This is a genomic window from Pseudomonas fluorescens, from assembly GCF_002022275.1.
GTDB lineage: Bacteria > Pseudomonadota > Gammaproteobacteria > Pseudomonadales > Pseudomonadaceae > Aquipseudomonas > Aquipseudomonas fluorescens_AJ.
In genome coordinates, this window is record NZ_MSDF01000016.1 from 607,399 (window position 1) to 625,063 (window position 17,665).

Annotated in this window: 15 protein-coding genes; 4 read left to right on the forward strand and 11 right to left on the reverse strand. The window is 61.8% G+C overall.

Going from position 1 to position 17,665, the window contains the following annotated elements; all coding sequences use genetic code 11:
• Window positions 1–2: 2 nt before the first annotated feature.
• The 4 genes from BFW87_RS14765 to cpaB are packed head-to-tail and all read right to left on the reverse strand — an operon-like array spanning window position 3 to window position 4,636.
• Entirely contained in the window at window positions 3–1,274 is a 1,272-nt protein-coding gene (locus BFW87_RS14765; RefSeq protein ID WP_078740514.1) for a CpaF family protein, read from the reverse strand.
• Window positions 1,271–2,464, reverse strand: a complete 1,194-nt coding sequence (locus BFW87_RS14770; protein ID WP_078740515.1) for an AAA family ATPase — start codon at window positions 2,462–2,464, stop codon at window positions 1,271–1,273. Before BFW87_RS14770 ends, BFW87_RS14765 begins: the two co-directional genes overlap by 4 nt.
• Complete coding sequence (locus BFW87_RS14775; RefSeq protein WP_078740516.1) at window positions 2,461–3,666, reverse strand: type II and III secretion system protein family protein; 1,206 nt, start codon at window positions 3,664–3,666, stop codon at window positions 2,461–2,463. The genes BFW87_RS14770 and BFW87_RS14775 overlap by 4 nt, the downstream gene beginning before the upstream one ends.
• A 25-nt stretch (window positions 3,667–3,691) precedes the next feature.
• Window positions 3,692–4,636, reverse strand: coding sequence for a Flp pilus assembly protein CpaB (gene cpaB / locus BFW87_RS14780; RefSeq protein WP_078740517.1), 945 nt, complete (start codon window positions 4,634–4,636; stop codon window positions 3,692–3,694).
• Window positions 4,637–4,968: 332 nt separating this feature from the next.
• Here cpaB and BFW87_RS14785 point away from each other — a divergent pair, with 332 nt between their 5' ends.
• Window positions 4,969–5,166: a Flp family type IVb pilin gene (locus tag BFW87_RS14785; protein ID WP_078740518.1), complete on the forward strand. Its 198-nt coding sequence runs from the start codon at window positions 4,969–4,971 to the stop codon at window positions 5,164–5,166.
• Window positions 5,167–5,218: 52 nt separating this feature from the next.
• Window positions 5,219–5,623: a response regulator gene (locus tag BFW87_RS14790; RefSeq protein WP_078740519.1), complete on the forward strand. Its 405-nt coding sequence runs from the start codon at window positions 5,219–5,221 to the stop codon at window positions 5,621–5,623.
• A 176-nt stretch (window positions 5,624–5,799) separates the two neighbouring features.
• Here BFW87_RS14790 and BFW87_RS14795 read toward each other — a convergent pair whose 3' ends face one another.
• The 4 genes from BFW87_RS14795 to BFW87_RS14815 form a co-directional block, all read right to left on the reverse strand.
• Window positions 5,800–7,482 carry a ShlB/FhaC/HecB family hemolysin secretion/activation protein gene (locus BFW87_RS14795; RefSeq protein WP_078740520.1) on the reverse strand — a complete coding sequence of 561 codons (1,683 nt, stop codon included), beginning with the start codon at window positions 7,480–7,482 and terminating at the stop codon, window positions 5,800–5,802.
• 185 nt (window positions 7,483–7,667) lie between these two features.
• The gene (locus tag BFW87_RS14800; RefSeq protein WP_254865888.1) at window positions 7,668–9,389 is read right to left on the reverse strand and encodes a collagen-like triple helix repeat-containing protein; all 1,722 of its coding nucleotides are present in this window, start codon (window positions 9,387–9,389) and stop codon (window positions 7,668–7,670) included.
• Between the two features lie 301 nt (window positions 9,390–9,690).
• Window positions 9,691–10,539, reverse strand: a complete 849-nt coding sequence (locus tag BFW87_RS14810) for a MaoC family dehydratase (protein ID WP_078740521.1) — start codon at window positions 10,537–10,539, stop codon at window positions 9,691–9,693.
• Between the two features lie 2 nt (window positions 10,540–10,541).
• Window positions 10,542–11,885: a 3-oxoacyl-ACP reductase gene (locus BFW87_RS14815; protein WP_078740522.1), complete on the reverse strand. Its 1,344-nt coding sequence runs from the start codon at window positions 11,883–11,885 to the stop codon at window positions 10,542–10,544.
• A gap of 113 nt (window positions 11,886–11,998) precedes the next feature.
• Between BFW87_RS14815 and BFW87_RS14820 the strand changes: the two genes are divergently transcribed.
• Together BFW87_RS14820 and BFW87_RS14825 are read left to right on the forward strand one after the other, a co-directional pair.
• Window positions 11,999–13,276 (forward strand): acetyl-CoA C-acetyltransferase, encoded by a 1,278-nt coding sequence (locus BFW87_RS14820; RefSeq protein WP_078740523.1) that lies wholly within the window; start codon window positions 11,999–12,001, stop codon window positions 13,274–13,276.
• Window positions 13,277–13,410: 134 nt separating this feature from the next.
• The gene (locus BFW87_RS14825) at window positions 13,411–14,307 is read left to right on the forward strand and encodes a PA4780 family RIO1-like protein kinase (protein ID WP_078740524.1); all 897 of its coding nucleotides are present in this window, start codon (window positions 13,411–13,413) and stop codon (window positions 14,305–14,307) included.
• A gap of 107 nt (window positions 14,308–14,414) precedes the next feature.
• Here BFW87_RS14825 and cueR read toward each other — a convergent pair whose 3' ends face one another.
• The 3 genes from cueR to BFW87_RS14840 all read right to left on the reverse strand — a co-directional run bounded on the left by cueR (window position 14,415) and on the right by BFW87_RS14840 (window position 17,463).
• Window positions 14,415–14,816: a Cu(I)-responsive transcriptional regulator gene (cueR, locus tag BFW87_RS14830; protein ID WP_078740525.1), complete on the reverse strand. Its 402-nt coding sequence runs from the start codon at window positions 14,814–14,816 to the stop codon at window positions 14,415–14,417.
• Window positions 14,813–17,014 (reverse strand): heavy metal translocating P-type ATPase, encoded by a 2,202-nt coding sequence (locus BFW87_RS14835; protein ID WP_078740526.1) that lies wholly within the window; start codon window positions 17,012–17,014, stop codon window positions 14,813–14,815. The genes cueR and BFW87_RS14835 overlap by 4 nt, the downstream gene beginning before the upstream one ends.
• A gap of 65 nt (window positions 17,015–17,079) precedes the next feature.
• Window positions 17,080–17,463, reverse strand: coding sequence for a hypothetical protein (locus tag BFW87_RS14840; RefSeq protein ID WP_078740527.1), 384 nt, complete (start codon window positions 17,461–17,463; stop codon window positions 17,080–17,082).
• Between the last annotated feature and the right edge of the window lie 202 nt (window positions 17,464–17,665).

Below are 17,665 nucleotides of genomic sequence, written 5' to 3' on the forward strand. Positions count from 1 at the left end.
TTCTACAGCGGCAGCGCCGACTCGCGTCGCAGCTTGTCGCCAGCCGGGTTGATCGCCTCGCGCAGGAAACCGAAGCCGGTACGTCGGTCAAAACGAAACAGGGTGTTGATCACGTAGACGTCGTCGCGCACGCCCACGACTTCCACCACCTCACTCACGCAGCGGCGACCGTCAGGCAAGCGCGTCAGTTGCACCACTACATCCAGGGCGGCGCAGATCATCTGTCGCAGGGTCTTTTCCGCCACCACACGGCCTGTCAGGCCCACCAGGGTTTCCAGGCGCAGCAGCGCATCCTGGGCGTTGTTGGCGTGCACGGTGCTCATGGAGCCGTCGTGGCCGGTGTTCATCGCCGTCATCACGTCGAGCACTTCCACACCACGGATTTCGCCAAGGATGATGCGGTCGGGGCGCATCCGCAGCGCGTTGCGAATCAGGTCACTGGCCTTGACCTCGCCATGGCCTTCGGCGTTGGGCGGGCGTGTTTCCAGGCGGACCACGTGCGGGTGGCCCAGCTGCAGTTCGGCCACATCTTCGATGGTCACCAGGCGTTCGTGGGGGTTGATCAGTTGGCTGAGAATATTCAGCAACGTGGTCTTGCCGGTGCCGGTACCGCCACTGATCAGGATATTGCAGCGTTTACCCACCGCCTCCTGGAAGAACTCGAAAATGCTTTGGTCGATGGTCTGCATGGCCACCAGATCGGTGCTTTTGAGCATGTCTTTGCGGAACTTTCGAATCGACAGGCAGGGCCCATCCAGGGCGATTGGCGGAATGATCGCATTGACCCGGCTGCCGTCGGGCAAGCGCGCATCCACCATGGGCGACGATTCATCCAGGCGTCGGCCCAGCGGCGCCAGGATGCGCTGCATCACGCGTTCCACATGGTGTGCATCGATAAAACGCAGGTCGCTCTGGTGCAGCAGGCCATCGCGCTCGATAAACACCCGGTGCGGCCCGTTGACCAGAATTTCGGTCACCGACGGGTCGCGCAGCAGCACCTCCAGCGGGCCGAAGCCGGTCAGTTCATCGACGATTTCCTCCGCGAGGCGCTCCATCTCGTAGCGCGAAATCGCCAGGTGCATGCGGGTGATGTATTCGGAGACTTTGTCGATGACAAATTGCGCCAGGGACTGGCGCGAGCCCTCCAGCAGGTTTTGCCCGGACTCTTCAATGGCATCGATGATGTAGCGATGCAGCACCAGCTTCAGGCCGTCGTGATCGCTATGCCCGACAGCGCCGCGCGCGGGTGCACCGAAGAGTTTTTCGCCGTTCATTTACCCGTCCCCAGCAAGCGCTCGAACCAACTCCCCGACGGTTTGGACATGCCCTCCGAGCGTTTGGCCAGGCGCTCGCCGAGGGTACGCAAGGCCTGGGTCAAGGGCTCGCGCGGGGCCAGGGTAAAGAGTGTCTGGCCCTGGTTTTTTGCGTTCAGGCGCACATCGGCGCTTAACGGCAGTACCGCGATGCATTCCAGGCCGTAACTTTTTTCAAGGGTCTCGGTGTCGGGCGCACAGCCTTTGAGGTAGCGGTCTACCAGCAGTTTGGCGTGGTCCAGTTTCATGCCTTTTTCGCGCCACAGGTTCAACACCGCCAGGTTGCGGCGGCAGTCCAGCACACTCTGGTCGGTGCACCACAGCAACTTGTCGCAGTGGCTCACAAACGTGCGCAAGGCCTCGCTGTCGGACTGCCCGGTGAGGTTGACGACGATGTGCTGGAAGTGTTGGCGCAAGGCACTGAGCAGCATGTACAGCTCGGCCGCGCTGGTTTGCTCCAGCGGCTCATCGCTGGAGGCATAGGCCAGGATGCGCAAGCCGTCCTCTGCGCTGGCAAATGCACTGTTGATCAAGGTGGTGTCGAGGCGTCGCAGATGCCGCAGCGCATCGCCGAAATTGAACGCGCTTTCCAGCCCCAGCAACGCCAGGCTGTCACCCCGGGGCAGGCCCAGGTCCAGCAGCAAGGTCTGCTGCCCGCTCTTTTGCACCACCATGGCCAGGTGGCTGGCGACCAACGCACCGTCGGCGTTGCCTTGGGTGCCATAGAGCACCGTCAGGCCGCCGAGGTGGGCATTGGGTGTCGAAGGCGGCAAGCGTTTGCTGAGGCGCCGCACCAGGCCGGCCACTTCGCTGGAACGCGAGCCATAGGCGACAAAATCCCGTGCGCCTGCGCGCATCGCGTTCAGCACCAATTGGTTGTCCATGCCATCACCCAGCGCCACGACGGCCAGCATCGGCTTGGCTTCCAGCGCACCCTCGATCAGTGCGCTTTGGGCCACCACGTGTTCACGGTCGAGGCCGACAAACACCAGGTTGGCGAAGGTCACGTCCACCAGCGCGAGCAGCTCGTCCAGGCTGCCTGCGCCGGCGCTCACCACTTGGCCGAGCGGCGCCAATGCGCCCTGCAGCCATTCCAGGTCGGTGTTGTTACGGGTAATTGCCAGAAACGTCTGGCTCAGGCTATCGCTCATTGGGAAAGCCCGCTGCGACGGTCGAAATTACCGTTTTCGAGGAAGAACAGGCGGAACCAGTTCGGGTCATAGGTGCGCAAACTCTCGCCGGGCAAGGAAGGTAATTGGGCGTTGGCGGCAAGCGGGCGCACCAGGTGCGGAGTGACGATCATCAACAGCTCTTTTTCTTCACTGTTGATATTGGAGTCGCGGAAGAAAGCACCAATGATCGGGATGTCCCCCAGGCCTGGCAATTTGCTGATAGTGGAGCGGTTGGTGCTGCTGATCAGGCCGCTGATCACAAAGCTTTCGCCATCGGCCAGCGACACACTGGTGTCGGTGCGACGCACGGTCAGCGCCGGTACCTGGATGCCCTGGATCTGTATCGCGTTGACGTAATCCAGCTCGCTGACTTCCGGCGCGACCTTCAGGGAAATGCGGTTGTGATCAATCACCGTTGGCGTCAGTGTCAGGCGAATGCCGAACTCCTTGTACTCAATGGTGATGGTGTCGCTGCCGGAGCTGGGCACCGGGATCGGCACTTCACCGCCGGCGAGAAAGGTTGCGCTCTGGCCGCTCATGGCCACCAGGCTCGGGCGTGCCAGGGTGTAGGCAAAGCCGCTGCTTTCCATGGCGTTGATCAGCGCCGTGACCCGCCCACCGCCGAACCCGATGTTGTAGAAGTCGGAGCTGATGGGGAGTTTGAACACGCCTTCAGAGGGGGAGAGAAGGTTGGGGCTGCCGACGAAAAAGTTTTTGCCCATGCCCAGCAGTTTGGTGCTGGCTTCCTTGAGCTTGGTGCGGCTGACTTCGACAAAACGGATATCGGTCTGCACCTGGCTGGGCAGCGACGGGTCTTCGGACGGTGACAGTGATTGGCTGGTGAGTGCAGAGGTTGCTTTGCCTTTGACGAACACCATGCTCTGGCGCGGCGTGGTCGAGCAGCCCGTCCACACCATCAGGCTGGTGGCGCCGCTGCTCACGCCCGTGAGCAGGAAGTTACGGTCGCCATTGACGCGAACATCGGCAATTTTCGGGTCGCCAATGGCCAGGCGGGTAATCGCGACGGGCGATTGCAGTTCCTGTTGCAGCCCCTCACCCACTTCGACCACGGCGGGCAATTGGCCCAAGGCGCTGCAGTTGCCCGCCGCTGCCTGAGCTGCGCCCAGAGGCAGGCTTGACAGTATCAGGGCCCAGGCTAGTTGAGCGTAGCGCTGACTCATTCAAGGCATCCTTGTTCTTGTTCAATCAGGGAGTTTGTTGGGTCGCTGCCGCGCCGCGAATCACTTCGACGCCTCTGCGCTGGCCGCTGTCAGCAACCCTGGGGACGACTTTTTTCGGCGGGCCGGTGAGGGCCAGTTGGTTGAATTGATAGAGGTCACGGTTGGCGCTTTGCAACTTGTCCGGCGCGTCGCTTTCACCGGCCCAGTAACGGCTGAGCAGTTGCTCGTCAGCGCTGCGCACCGCCAGCCTGAGGGTGCCGGCTTGAGAGGCGAGCATCAGGCGGCTCAGCAGCGGCTCCGGCACGGCCAGCACCACGCTGCGGGCTGCAGTGCGACGTTGGGCGGCTTGAGCACGTTCTTCGGGCGTGGCGGGCGGCGGCACGGCGGGGTTGCCGTCGTTGGCCAGGCCGAGCTGATCGCCGACGCTGAGCAGGCGAATGGCCGGGATGACCACCTGCGCCGATTGCTCGGTGTTGATCGTGTCCTGGCGCAGAAACAACAGCACGTCGACATAATCACCGGGGCTCAGTTGACCGCCTGCGCCGATCACCTCATCCACGGCAACCGCCAGTGCCCGTTCACTCGGACGAATCATCCGCGCCAACGGGCCGCCGGCCGTGAAGCTTGCGTCATTGAGCCAAGTGCCTGCACCGAGGCTGCGCAAGGGCATACGGCCGATCGCCTGATCCAGTTGGGTCAGGCTGCCGGCCGGTACCGTACGCAGTTTTTCGAGCGCCAGGTCGGCGGCGGTGAGTGCAACGAAGGGCGGCACGTCGTGCACCAGAACCACAACGGGTTGGCGTGTCTGGTCTTCAACGACGGCGACGGTTTTTTCAACGGAAACGACAGGTGCGGGGGCGGGAGTTTCGTCAGGCACCGGCGGACGGCTCAACACCAGGCCCCAGTAACCGACGATCAGTGCTCCAACAAGCAGCACGCCCGCCAGGGCCATGCTGATGCGACTGTTCATAACGGCTCTCCCTTTCCCGTCGCAGCGTATCTGTCCGTTAATCCAAACGAGCTAATTCGCAACTTGGCTGTAATGAACATCTAACGATTTGGCTATTTGAAGGTAGCTCAGCTAGGACAAAATGCCATTACCGCGCAGAAAATTTATCTGAACACTGGAAAGTTCCTTCCAGATTGCGGGTTTGGAGGAGTAACGATGTGATTAATACTTTAGGGTTAATGCGTTCTTACAGTTGTGAGGGCGAGGTTTGTTGACAATGCTCTAATGGCACACGGCAATCATCGTGCAAGCCAGTTGTACCGGCGCTCTCAGGCGCATTAAGGAGAAATGTTATGGTCCTTGAACTGATTTTGAAGTTCTACATTCAAACCCAACTGTTTCTCCGTCGCAGAGACGGTGCATCGGCCATTGAATACGCGATTATTGTCGCTATGGTTGCGTTGGTGATCATTGGATTCAGTACCGATATCGGCGTGAAAATCAAATCCATCTTCCAGCAAATTAAAGATGGTCTGCCGGCCGCTGTGTAAGTGCGAACGAAACCCTTTATAGTCTGGGATCACCCATTATCAGGTATTGCCCATGAGCCACCCTTTGTCACCCCGCCAACAAATCTTATTGGTGGACGACGAGGAGGATGCGCTGGTTGAATTGGCTGAATCCCTCGAAAACGAGGGATTCACTTGTTTTACCGCCACGTCGGTGACCTATGCACTGCAAGAATTGACACTTCACCCCGACATTGCGCTGATCATCACCGACCTGCGCATGCCGGAGGAGAGTGGCATCTCCCTGATCAAACGCCTGCGCGAACACACCTCCCGCCAGCACCTGCCTGTGATCGTCATGTCGGGTCACGCCGAGATGGATGACGTCAGCGATATGTTGCGCCTTCAGGTGCTGGATCTGTTTCGCAAGCCCATCTACCTGGTGCGGTTGATCGATACGCTCAACAGCCTGTTTCCCCTGCGTAAAACCCCTTTGTAACCTGAGAGCTGGCTTACTGTGACGAGCGAGCTTGCTGTGGCGAGCGGGCTTGCCCCGCGTTGGGTTGCGCAGCAGCCCCAAAAAAAGCGGGAGCGCTGCGCACTCCAACGCGGGGCAAGCCCGCTCGCCACAACAGCTTTATCTCCTGCAGTTTAAGCGCCCGCTCCCACATTCGGTCACAGTTGATAGCTGAAACTCAGCGTATAACGCGGCCGCCGGTTGAAGCTGTCCAGGGCGATGTCCGACATCGGCTTGGCCGCTTCCAGCGCAATGTTGTAGTACTTGTTGTCGCCAAAACGCAGGCCCACGGCGGCGGATGACATGTCGTTGCCTTTGACCGGCAGTTCGTTGAACCAGGTCTTGGCGCGGTCAAGCACCACGTAGGGTTGCAGGACCTTCACCCAGTCACCGGCGCGGTTGAAGCTGTAGTTGACCTCATACGCCAACCCCCAGCCCTTGTCGCCCGAGCCTTGGTCATCCGGGTAGCCACGGCCGAAGTTCTGCCCGCCGAAGGTGGCGCGCTCGCTGTCGGGCAGGGTGTTGTCGCTCCAGTAGAACGCACCCGACAGCACGCCTTGCCAGTTATCGAAAAACTTGTCGCTCTGCACGCCGGAGAGGCGCAGGCGGAAGAAATCCAGATCAGGTTCTGCGGTGCCGAGGTCGCTGTGGGTGCTGGCCCCCAGGCCATTGATGCCTTGGTACAGACCGGCGCTGAGGATGCGCAATTGTCGGGTGTCGGACTTGCGCCAGTCGCCCTCAAACGCCAACGCGCGCAAGTTGGTTTCGATGTCGAATCGTGGCTGGAAGCCGACCAGTTGATAGCGCGTGGTCTGGTCCACCGCGTACAAGCGTGTGCCCAGGGTCAAGGATTCGTTTGGCGAAGCAATCACCGGATGGCTCAGGCCAATGGTGTAGCGGTCAATCGACTGGTGCGGCTTGAGTTCAAAACCTCCGTCGAGCTGGATGTTGCTTCTGGGATCGGCCCGATAGCGCTCCGCCCCCAGCGCAAGCTGAGTGCCTTCAGCATTGATGAACTGGCTGTAGCCCACGCGGTAGTAGTGCTCTTTGTCGTCGCCGGGCGGGAACAGGCCGCTGATGTTGAGCTGCTCGCCCACGGAGGTCTGGGAGTTGCTCGTGGCCGTCAGCAACGCTTGGGTGCCGCCACGGTTTTGATCGACCAGGCTCATGCTGGTGGTGAACGGTTTGCGGCTGGCCTGGATGATCATGTGCGTGGCGCCATCGGTGGTGCCTGGCGGCGGCACTTGCGCTTGCAGGGTTACGCCCGGAATGCGGCCCATCAGGGTGGTATAGCGTTCGAACGTCTTGCGCGTGAGTGGGCGTTCGCCCACGAGTTTGCTCGCCAGTTTGTCGACGTAGGCCGAGACCGAGCCGATGTCGCCGGTTTGTTGATAATCCTTGATGTAACCCTCCACCAGGACCACGCGCACCAGGCCGTTTTCGAAGGTCTGTTGCGGCAGGAACGCGTAGGACAACAGGTAGCCGTCGTCCTGGTAGCGGCGGGTGATGCCGCGTGTGGCTTCGATCAGTTGCGCGAGGTTGGTCTCGTGGCCAATCAGCGGCGCAAAGGCCTTGGCTGTCTCGTCCAGCGGGTAAATCGTGCCACCGTCGATCTGCAGCTTGCGGATGGTGACCTTGGTGTCCATCAACAAGGGTTGGCCTTGAGTGGGCGAGGCTTCCGGAACCTGGGTCCGGGGTGTGACAGGGCGGTAGGCGTCGGCCGGCAAGTTGGGCACCGGCAGGGTGCGGATGGTGTCGTTGCTGTTAAGGAAGCTGGGAAGGGTCTCGGCCTGTGCATAAGCGCTGAGGGTGAGCAATAACAACGGCGTCAACACGCGCATAGGACACTCCATGGTCAAATTGCAGCAGCGTTTTGGGCCCGCCGGGTTCTGGGACGCGGTTCGGGAGGGCCAAGCCTTTGTGATAAACGCCAGCCCATAAAAAAGACGAGAGACTTATAAGGGTCTCTCGTCTCAACCAAGCGTAGGCGCTGTAGGGGAGGCCGTCTAATCGGCCAGGTGCAATTCTATTTTTTGCCGGTCAGGCCATTCAACAAACCTCCCAGACCGCCGCTTGTGCCAGTGGTTGCGGTACCGCCTGCCGAGGCACCGGCACCTACAGTCAGACCACCCAGCAAGCCGCCGCCGCTGCTGCTGGTGCCGCCGGTGACCAGGCCACCCACCGACGCCACGGTGCCGCCAACGGCTGTCACGGTGGTGCCCAGGGCGTTAGTGATCGGGTTGGCGTTTGCTGCAGTCAGGTTGGTACCCAGGCTGCCTACTGCACCGCCGACTTGAGCCACCAGGCCGTTGACCGGAGCGCCAAGCCCCGTGGTAGTACCGATGTTTTGGGTCAGGCTGGCGACACCGGATGTCACAGGGTTGAGGGCTGCGCCGACGTTGGTTGCCAGGCCGGCTACCGGAGCAGTGGCGGCCGTGTTGGCCACGCCAGTGCCGCCGATGATGGTGCCGAGGGAGGCGACGGTATTGCCCAGCGTGCCACCGGTTACACCCGCTGCACTGATGGTGCCGTTGGTGTTGCCGACATTCAGGCCGTTACCCACGTTGGCGACCAGGCCTCCGACCAGTTCAGGCAGGCCAGGAGCCGAAGCGCCACCGGCGGGTGCTACATAACCGCCAGACTTGTCGAGTGTGCCACCCACACCGGCCAATGCGCCGCCGACGATAGTCGTCACAGGGTTGCCGGTGCCGCCGGCACTGGCGACTTGACCACCCAGGCCTTTGACGGTGGAGCCCACTTGACTCAGCAGGCCGTTGACCGGGTTACCCAGGCCGGTTGCCTTGCCGAGGTTGCCGGTGGTGTTCTCTACGAGGGAGACAACCGGCACCAGCACTTTGCCGCCGACAGTGTTGGTCAGCGAACCCAGCGGGCCGGTGGTGCTGGCCGTGCTGAGGGTATCGCCGAGCATGGTCACGGCTTGGCCGACGTTATCCACCAGGCCACCGGCTGCACCGCCGACGCCGCCGGTCAAGCCGCCTACCACCGGAATGCCGCCCAATGTAGTGCCCAGGGACTTGCCGGTGTTCGACAGGCCGGTGCCCAGGTCGGCCACGCCATCGCCCACACCGGCGACAGTGATGCCCAGGGAGTTGCTGTTGGTGCCCAGCGAGCCAAGGCCGTTGGTAACGCCGCTGCCGATGCTGGTGACCGCGTTGCCGGTCGCCGTGACGAGGCCGCCAGCGGTGACACCGACAATGGGCACGTCATTCAGGGTCGAGCCCAGATCACCCACGGCAGCGCCCACGTTGCCAACCGTGGTGCCCAGTGTCCCGGCAATCTGACCGGTGACCAGAGGCGTGGTTGTCGAGCCGGTGCCACCGCCAGTGCCGCCACCTGTACCACCGCCGGTTCCGCCTCCTGTACCGCCACCGGTTCCGCCGCCAGTTCCACCACCAGTTCCACCACCAGTGCCACCGCCAGTTCCACCACCGGTTCCACCGCCAGTGCCGCCACCGGTTCCACCACCAGTGCCACCGCCAGTACCGCCATCGGTACCGCCGCCGGTGCCACCGCCAGTACCGCCATCGGTACCGCCGCCAGTACCGCCACCAGTCCCACCGTCTGTGCCGCCACCCGTTCCACCACCTGCGCCCGCGTCAGGAGAAGAAGCAGCCACGCTGCTGTGATGTCCGCCACCGCCGCTGCTGCAGCCACCGAGGCTCATCGCCATGATCAGGGCCAGCGCGGTACTTGCCTTCCAAAGCACTACTTGAGTTTGAGTTTTCATGATTGAGTTCCCTTGCACCTGTACAACCTTGGTTGTTTCAAACGCTCGTTATTTCTGGGGATAGCGATACGTTTGTCCGTATGTCCATAACAGACCCGGGTTCGCGTTCTCACAATGCTCAACTTTGTATTAACGATTTATATACAGGCGGGCCGTTAGCACTTAGGGACTAATACCAACGCACGGGAGGGAGGATGTATCAAGAGATGTATTCGAATAAAATCAATTGGTTGAACAAGATAGCGGGCTAACTAAAGCCCGCTATAACTTAGGGTGTATATATACAATTAATCAGTGTTTTTCAGGCGATCGGCTGCCACTTGCCTACCATGTGTTCAATGTTTCCCGAGCCCATTAACAACAACTCGCCGCTGGAGCCGGGCGCGCTGGTCATTAACGTAACTTCACTGGGCAGGCGGACCGGCTTTTTGAACTCAACGACAATCTCAATGTTCGCGGCAGGCAAATGCTCGCCGAGCGCCGCAAGGGTATGCGCTTTGTTCCACAACCCGTGGGCGATGGCCTGTGGAAAGCCGAATAACTTGGCGGTGAGTGCGCTCAAGTGGATCGGGTTGTAATCCCCTGACACCCGGGCATAACGGCGGCCGATATCAGCCGGGGCTTTCCAGCGCGTGAGCTCATTGACCTGAGTGGGAGTGGGCAGTGCCTCCTCGGTGGACTCGCCTTCGAGCTTCACGCCCCGGCAGAGCATTTGGCTCTCGGCTTCCCACAGCAGACCGAGGGAATCCTCGACGGTGGTGACCACCTCAAACGTTGCGCCCTTGGCGTGAGGCTTGAGGTTTCGCGCGTGCACCGCCAGGGTCACGTCACTGACGGCGCCCATGGGCCGGTGAATGCGGATCTGGTTACTCAGGTGAATCAAACCCAGCAGCGGGAAGGGGAAGTTTTTCGCCGTCAGCAGCTGCATCTGCAGGCCGAACGCCAGGATGTGCGGATACGTCGCCGGCAGAATGGGGCTGTCGGCAAACCCGCAGACCTTGCGATACGCCGCAACCTCTTTGGGGTTCACGCTCACCCGGCAGCGCAAGCCCTGTTCGGGCAAGGTCTTGCCGGTAATCTTGCGCTTGAGCGCCGCACGCCAGTACAGCGGCGGCAGGAACGGAGTACCTCCCAACGTTTGCCAATCCATGCTTACGCTCCCAATAGACTTTGCCCACACACCCGCAACGCCTGGCCGCTGACCGCCCCGCTACCGGGTTGCCCGAGCCACGCCACCGCTTCGGCGACGTCTTGCGGCAAACCGCCCTGGCCCAATGAGCTCATGCGCCGCCCGGCTTCACGCAAGGCAAAGGGGATATGCGCAGTCATCTGGGTTTCGATAAAACCCGGTGCCACCGCATTGATGCTGATGCCACGCGCCTTCAACAGCGGCGCCCATGCCTGCGCGAGCCCGATCAAACCGGCTTTGCTCGCGGCATAGTTGGTTTGCCCACGGTTGCCGGCGATGCCGCTGATGGAGGCCAACAACACCACGCGGGCGTTGTCGTGCAGGGTGCCGCTGTCGAGCAGCGCTTTGGTCAACACCTGCGGTGCATTGAGGTTGACCGCCAGCACCGCGTCCCAGTATTCCGGGGTCATGTTGGCCAGGGTTTTGTCGCGGGTGATGCCGGCGTTGTGCACCAGAATGTCGAGGCCATCCGGCAGCTGTTCGACCAACTGCGTGGCGGCGTCTTCGGCGCAGATATCCAGCACCACGGTGCGCGCACCGAGGCGCGCGGCAAGGGCTTCAAGGTCGGCCTTGGCTTGCGGCACGTCGAGCAGGATCACTTCGGCGCCGTCGCGGGCGAGGGTTTCGGCGATGGACGCACCGATGCCACGGGCGGCGCCGGTGACCAGCGCCTTGCGCCCGGCCAGCGGGCGAGTCCAATCCTCGACCGGCGTGTCGCAGGCTGCAAGGCGAATGACCTGGCCTGAGATATAGGCGCTTTTGGGCGACAGGAAAAACCGCAGCGCGCCTTCCAGTTGGTCCTCGGCGCCGTCGCCGACGTAGAGCAACTGCAACACGCCGCCATTGCGCAGTTCTTTGGCCAGCGAGCGGCTGAAACCTTCCAATGCCCGCTGGGCGCTGGCGGCAAACGGATCGCTGAGGGTTTCCGGCGCGCGGCCGAGGATGACCAGGTGCGCGCTGTTATCCAGATTTTTCAGCAACGGCTGAAAGAACTCGCGCAGTTGCTTGAGCTGGTCAGTGTGCTGCAAGTCACTGGCATCGAACACCACCGCCTTGAGCTTGGGGCCGTGACCAGGAATCCATGTCGACGATTCACTGCCGTAGGTATAAATCGCATCGGTCAGTTTGGGCGCAAACGCCTGCACCTTGGCGGCCAGCGCACCGCCACCCAGCAGCAATGCACCCTCGACCGGGCGCAGACGCCCGGCTTGCCAGCGTTCCAGGCGTACCGGTGACGGCAGGCCAATGGCGGCGACCAGGCGATGGCCGAGGCTTGAGTTGGCGAAGTCGATATAACGGTCAGACATGGAACGCTCTCCGAAGGCTGGGGTTCAAAGGGTTGACCACCCCGGGGCGGTAGTCGTTCGATCAGCCTAGGCTAGTCTGAGAGACTCACCCCACAACCGACAGGGAGCTTTCCATGACTCAATTGCGCCGTGTAGCGATCATTGGCGGTAACCGCATTCCTTTCGCCCGTTCCAATGGCCCGTACGCCACGGCGAGCAACCAGGACATGCTGACCGCTGCCCTGGAGGGCTTGATCGAACGCTACAACCTGCACGGCCTGCGCCTGGGTGAAGTGGCCGCCGGCGCGGTGCTCAAGCATTCCCGCGACTTCAACCTCACCCGCGAATGCGTGCTGGGCTCGCGCCTGTCGCCGCAAACCCCGGCCTACGACATCCAGCAGGCTTGCGGCACCGGGCTTGAGGCGGCGTTGCTGGTGGCCAACAAGATCGCCCTGGGCCAGATCGAATGCGGCATCGCCGGTGGGGTCGACACCACCTCCGACGCGCCCATCGGTGTGAATGAGGGGCTGCGCAAGATCCTGCTGCAAGCCAACCGCAGCAAATCCATGGCGGATAAATTAAAACTCCTGTTACAACTTCGCCCCCATCACCTCAAGCCGCAGCTGCCACGCAACGGCGAACCGCGCACCGGTTTGTCGATGGGGCAGCACTGCGAGTTGATGGCGCAAACCTGGCAGATTCCTCGTGCCGAACAAGATCAACTCGCCCTGGAAAGCCATCAGAAAATGGCCGCATCCTACGCCGAAGGCTGGCACAACGATTTGCTCACGCCGTTTTTGGGGCTGACCCGCGACAACAACCTGCGCCCCGACTTGACCCTGGAGAAACTCGCCAGCCTCAAGCCAGCGTTCGAACGCAGCGAAAAGGGCACGCTGACCGCCGGCAACTCTACGCCGCTCACCGACGGTGCATCGTTGGTGCTGTTGGGCAGTGAAGCATGGGCGAAAGAACGCGGCCTGCCGATCCTTGCGTATTTGCGCGACGGCGAGGCGGCGGCTGTAGATTTCGTCAACGGTGCCGAAGGCCTGTTAATGGCGCCGGTGTATGCCGTGCCGCGTTTGCTGGCCAGGAATGGCCTGACGCTGCAGGATTTTGATTACTACGAGATTCACGAAGCCTTCGCTGCTCAGGTGTTGTGCACGCTCAAGGCCTGGGAAGACGCCGACTACTGCAAGACCCGCCTGGGACTTGACGCGCCACTGGGCTCGATTGACCGCAGCCGGCTCAACGTCAAAGGCAGCTCGCTGGCGGCCGGGCACCCGTTTGCGGCGACCGGCGGGCGTATCGTCGCCAACCTTGCAAAATTGCTGGATGCGGCGGGCAAGGGCCGAGGGCTGATTTCGATCTGTGCGGCGGGCGGGCAGGGCGTAACCGCGATCATCGAGCGCTGATCAGGCATCAAATTGGCATATCTGATGCATTCTTCAGTGGTCAGAGGTCGGTAGCCTCTCCCACCGGCGAGCCGATTGCCGTATAACGAGTGCCACACGCGTGTTTGGTAATACAGGACCCACAATAAAAGCTGATGAAGACTCCTAAACGCATTGAACCCCTGATCGAAGACGGTCTGGTCGACGAAGTGCTGCGCCCACTCATGAGTGGTAAAGAAGCAGCTGTTTATGTGGTGCGCTGCGGCAATGAATTGCGTTGCGCCAAGGTTTACAAGGAGGCAAATAAACGAAGTTTTCGTCAGGCGTCCGAATACCAGGAAGGCCGTAAGGTTCGTAACAGCCGCCAGGCCCGGGCCATGGCCAAGGGCTCCAAGTTCGGCAAGAAAGAAACCGAAGACGCCTGGCAGAACGCTGAAGTGGCGGCGTTGTTCCGCCTGGCCGGTGCCGGCGTTCGTGTGCCGCAGCCGTTCGACTTCCTTGAAGGCGTGCTGTTGATGGAACTGGTAGCCGACGAATATGGTGATGCGGCGCCGCGTCTGAACGACGTGACGCTGGAGCCGGACCAGGCGCGCGAATACCACGCCTTCCTGATTTCCCAGATCGTGCTGATGCTGTGTACCGGCCTGGTGCACGGTGACTTGTCTGAGTTCAACGTGCTGTTGACCCCGACTGGCCCAGTGATCATCGACCTGCCTCAAGCAGTGGATGCCGCGGGCAACAACCACGCGTTCAGCATGCTGGAGCGGGATGTGGGTAACATGGCTTCCTACTTCGGGCGCTTTGCCCCGGAATTGAAGAAGACCAAGTACGCCAAGGAAATGTGGGCGCTGTACGAAGCGGGCACCTTGCACCCGGCCAGCGTATTGACCGGCGAGTTTGATGAGCCGGAAGAGCTGGCCGACGTGGGCGGTGTGATCCGCGAAATCGAAGCGGCGCGGCTGGATGAAGAGCGCAAGCAGGCGATTCGTGCGGCGGATGATGCGCCACCGACCAAGACGGCGGAAGAACCACCGCCGCCCTGGATGCAGTAACCCTGTGGGAACTGGCTTGTGTGGGAGCTGGCTTGCCTGCGATAGCATCACCTCGGTGTAACTGATTTACCGAGGTGTCTGCATCGCAGGCAAGCCAGCTCCCACAATCAGGCGCAGCAACTGCCTGATGCCAACTCCTTGAGAATCGGGCAATCCGGCCGATGATCGCCCTGGCAGTGTTCCACCAGGTCCTGCAACGTATCGCGCAGTTGCCCCAGCTCACGAATTTTCTGGTTCAGCTCCTCGATGTGCTGGCGCGCCAAGGCCTTCACGTCGGCACTGGCCCGTTGCCGGTCTTGCCACAACGTCAGCAACTTGCCGACTTCCTCCAATGAAAACCCCAAATCCCGCGAGCGCTTGATAAACGCCAGCGTGTGCAAATCGTCCGGGCCGTACACGCGGTAACCACTGTCGGTACGGTGCGCGGCTTTCAGCAGGCCGATGGATTCGTAATAGCGAATCATCTTTGCGCTCAGCCCGCTTTCGCGAGCCGCTTGGCCGATGTTCATGGGCGTTGATCCTCCAGGTTCTCGGGTTTCCAGGTTTTCAACAGTAACGCATTGCTCACCACACTGACGCTCGACAGCGCCATCGCCGCGCCGGCCAGCACCGGGTTGAGCAGGCCAAAGGCGGCCAGGGGAATGCCGATCAGGTTATACACAAAGGCCCAAAACAGGTTCTGGCGGATTTTTGCGTAAGTCTTGCGGCTGATCTCCAGCGCCGCCGGCACCAGACGCGGATCGCCGCGCATCAAAGTGATACCGGCCGCGTGCATCGCCACGTCAGTGCCACCGCCCATGGCGATGCCGATATCGGCTGCGGCCAGGGCCGGGGCGTCGTTGATGCCGTCGCCGACCATGGCCACCACGCCGGTTTTTTTAAGCTCGGCGACGGTGGCGGCTTTGTCGGCGGGCAGCACTTCTGCGTGCACGTCCTCGATGCCCAGCGCTTCGGCGACCACACGGGCGCTGCCGCGATTGTCGCCGGTCAGCAAGTGGCTGCTGATGTGCTGCGCCTTGAGTTGTTCCACCGCGTGTAATGCGCCGGGCTTGAGGGTGTCGCCAAAGGCGAACAACCCCAGCACGCGCGGTTGCGCGCCTGTTTCGATCAGCCACGATAGCGTGCGGCCTTCGGCCTCCCACGTTTTGGCGGAGTCTGTCAGGGCGCCTGCGTTCAAGCCGTTTTCTTCCAGCATGCGCCGGTTGCCCAGGGCCAGTTGCCGGCCGTCGAGTGTGCCCGCAATGCCACGCCCGGTCAGGGATTGGCTGGCGCTCACGTCGGCCACGGTCAAACCCCGGTCGCTGCACGCATCCAGCACGGCCTTTGCCAGCGGATGTTCGCTGCCGCGTTGCAGTGCGCCAGCCTGTTGCAGGAGTAGAGCTTCATTGCCGTCCACTGCCGCCAAGTGCGCAATTTTTGGCGCGCCGGAGGTGAGGGTGCCGGTTTTGTCGAAGACCACGGCACTCACTTCATGGGCGCGCTCCAGGGCTTCGGCGTCTTTGATCAAAATGCCGTAGCGCGCAGCGACGCCAGTGCCGGCCATGATCGCGGTCGGCGTTGCCAGGCCCAGGGCGCAGGGGCAGGCGATCACCAAAACGGCGACGGCGTTGATAATCGCAGTCTCCAGCGGTGCGCCGTATAACCACCAGCCCACCAGCGTGATCAACGCCACAACCAGTACAGCCGGGACGAACACCTGGCTGACTTTATCCACCAGTTTCTGAATGGGCGCCTTGGCGGCCTGGGCGTCTTCCACCAGGCGGATGATGCGTGCCAATACGCTTTCGGCGCCAAGGGCCCGGGTGCTCACCAGCAAACGGCCTTCACCATTGATGGCACCACCGGTCACGCTGTCGCCGGGCTGTTTCGGCACCGGCAGGCTTTCACCGCTGATCAAGGCTTCGTCCGCGTGGCTCTGGCCGTCCACCACTTCGCCGTCCACCGGGAAACGCTCGCCAGGCTTGACCAGCACCAAGTCACCGAGCTTCAAGGCGTTGATGGCGACCTCTTCTTCGCGACCGTCAATCACCCGAATCGCGCGCTCTGGGCGCAGCGCTTCAAGGGCGCGAATGGCGCTGGCGGTCTGGCGTTTGGCGCGGCTTTCCAGGTATTTGCCCAGCAACACCAGCGCGATCACCACCGCCGACGCTTCAAAGTACAAATGGGGCAGGGTGCCCGCTGGTGCGGTCAGCCATTCATAAATGCTCAAGCCGTAACCGGCACTGGTGCCGATCGCCACCAGCAAATCCATATTGCCCGCGCCGGCACGTACGGCTTTCCACGCGGCTATATAAAAGCGCGCACCGAAGATGAACTGCACCGGCGTGGCCAGGGCGAACTGCACCCAGGCGGGGAGCATCCAGTGCAGGCCAAAGGGCTCCACCAGCATCGGCAGCACCAGCGGCAACGCCAGAGCAATCGCCAGCAGCAACGACCAGCGCTCGCGGTGCAGGCGCTGCGCTTGATTGGCCTCGGTGGTGGTTTCGCTTTGCGGCAGGCTCGCGCTGTAGCCGGCCTTATCGACGGCGGCGATCAGCACGCCAGGGTCCATCTGGCCCAGCACTTCGACATGGGCGCGCTCATTTGCCAGGTTGACGCTGACGCTTTGCACCCCCGGCACCTTGCCCAGCGCGCGCTCGACGCGGCCGGCACAGCTGGCGCAGGTCATGCCGCTGATGGGCAGGTCAAAGGTGGTGGATCCGTTCATGGGGCAGTCCTCCAGGAGAAGTTGCCCCCAGCATCAACCTTGACCTGTGGGGAAGGTCAAGCGCTTTATGGGTACCCCAATGCGGCCGGCTTCAGGTAGATACCGTCCTGCCCGAGGGCGATTCGAAATTTGTTCACACTGCTTGCCCTCAACTTGATGTCCTGGGCCGGCGGCGCGAGCATTCCCGGCTGGCAACCAGGGGATTGCCCCGGCAGAAGCTTGAGGCGCACCGACACCTTACCCGGTGGCAGGTTGAAAGAGACGGACTGCTCCTGGAAAACCCGGTCTGCCAACTGGTCATTCAGGTACACGCCAATCTCGCAGTTGGTTGGCACTTCCAGGCGCTCACGGGAGATGATCAGCACCGCATAGTCTTCAGCGGCGTTGGCCAGGGGCGCAACGGCAGACAAGCTCATCAGGCCGACAAGGCCAAAAAACGACCAGCGCATGGAGAATGCTCCGTGGTTCAAATACAAGAGGAATGAAGCTTGGCCGAGGTGGCCGCCGAATACCAGCCCGGCTGATGTTTTCAGAACTTGACCTTGCCACGATGGCAAGGTCGACACTCGCCTTGACCCACTATCGGACCTGTAGTGAGCGGGCTTGCCCCGCGCTGGGGGGCGAAGCCGCCCCAATAAGTCCGCCGCGGTG

Bases quoted from the DNA above. Each gene is read 5' to 3' on its own strand.
- BFW87_RS14800 (WP_254865888.1), bottom strand. From the start codon at position 9,389: ATGAAAACTCAAACTCAAGTAGTGCTTTGGAAGGCAAGTACCGCGCTG.
- BFW87_RS14815 (WP_078740522.1), bottom strand. From the start codon at position 11,885: ATGTCTGACCGTTATATCGACTTCGCCAACTCAAGCCTCGGCCATCGC.
- cueR (WP_078740525.1), bottom strand. From the start codon at position 14,816: ATGAACATCGGCCAAGCGGCTCGCGAAAGCGGGCTGAGCGCAAAGATG.
- BFW87_RS14835 (WP_078740526.1), bottom strand. From the start codon at position 17,014: ATGAACGGATCCACCACCTTTGACCTGCCCATCAGCGGCATGACCTGC.
- BFW87_RS14825 (WP_078740524.1), top strand. From the start codon at position 13,411: ATGAAGACTCCTAAACGCATTGAACCCCTGATCGAAGACGGTCTGGTC.
- BFW87_RS14775 (WP_078740516.1), bottom strand. From the start codon at position 3,666: ATGAGTCAGCGCTACGCTCAACTAGCCTGGGCCCTGATACTGTCAAGC.
- BFW87_RS14810 (WP_078740521.1), bottom strand. From the start codon at position 10,539: ATGGATTGGCAAACGTTGGGAGGTACTCCGTTCCTGCCGCCGCTGTAC.
- BFW87_RS14765 (WP_078740514.1), bottom strand. From the start codon at position 1,274: ATGAACGGCGAAAAACTCTTCGGTGCACCCGCGCGCGGCGCTGTCGGG.
- BFW87_RS14770 (WP_078740515.1), bottom strand. From the start codon at position 2,464: ATGAGCGATAGCCTGAGCCAGACGTTTCTGGCAATTACCCGTAACAAC.
- BFW87_RS14840 (WP_078740527.1), bottom strand. From the start codon at position 17,463: ATGCGCTGGTCGTTTTTTGGCCTTGTCGGCCTGATGAGCTTGTCTGCC.
- cpaB (WP_078740517.1), bottom strand. From the start codon at position 4,636: ATGAACAGTCGCATCAGCATGGCCCTGGCGGGCGTGCTGCTTGTTGGA.
- BFW87_RS14820 (WP_078740523.1), top strand. From the start codon at position 11,999: ATGACTCAATTGCGCCGTGTAGCGATCATTGGCGGTAACCGCATTCCT.
- BFW87_RS14795 (WP_078740520.1), bottom strand. From the start codon at position 7,482: ATGCGCGTGTTGACGCCGTTGTTATTGCTCACCCTCAGCGCTTATGCA.
- BFW87_RS14785 (WP_078740518.1), top strand. From the start codon at position 4,969: ATGGTCCTTGAACTGATTTTGAAGTTCTACATTCAAACCCAACTGTTT.
- BFW87_RS14790 (WP_078740519.1), top strand. From the start codon at position 5,219: ATGAGCCACCCTTTGTCACCCCGCCAACAAATCTTATTGGTGGACGAC.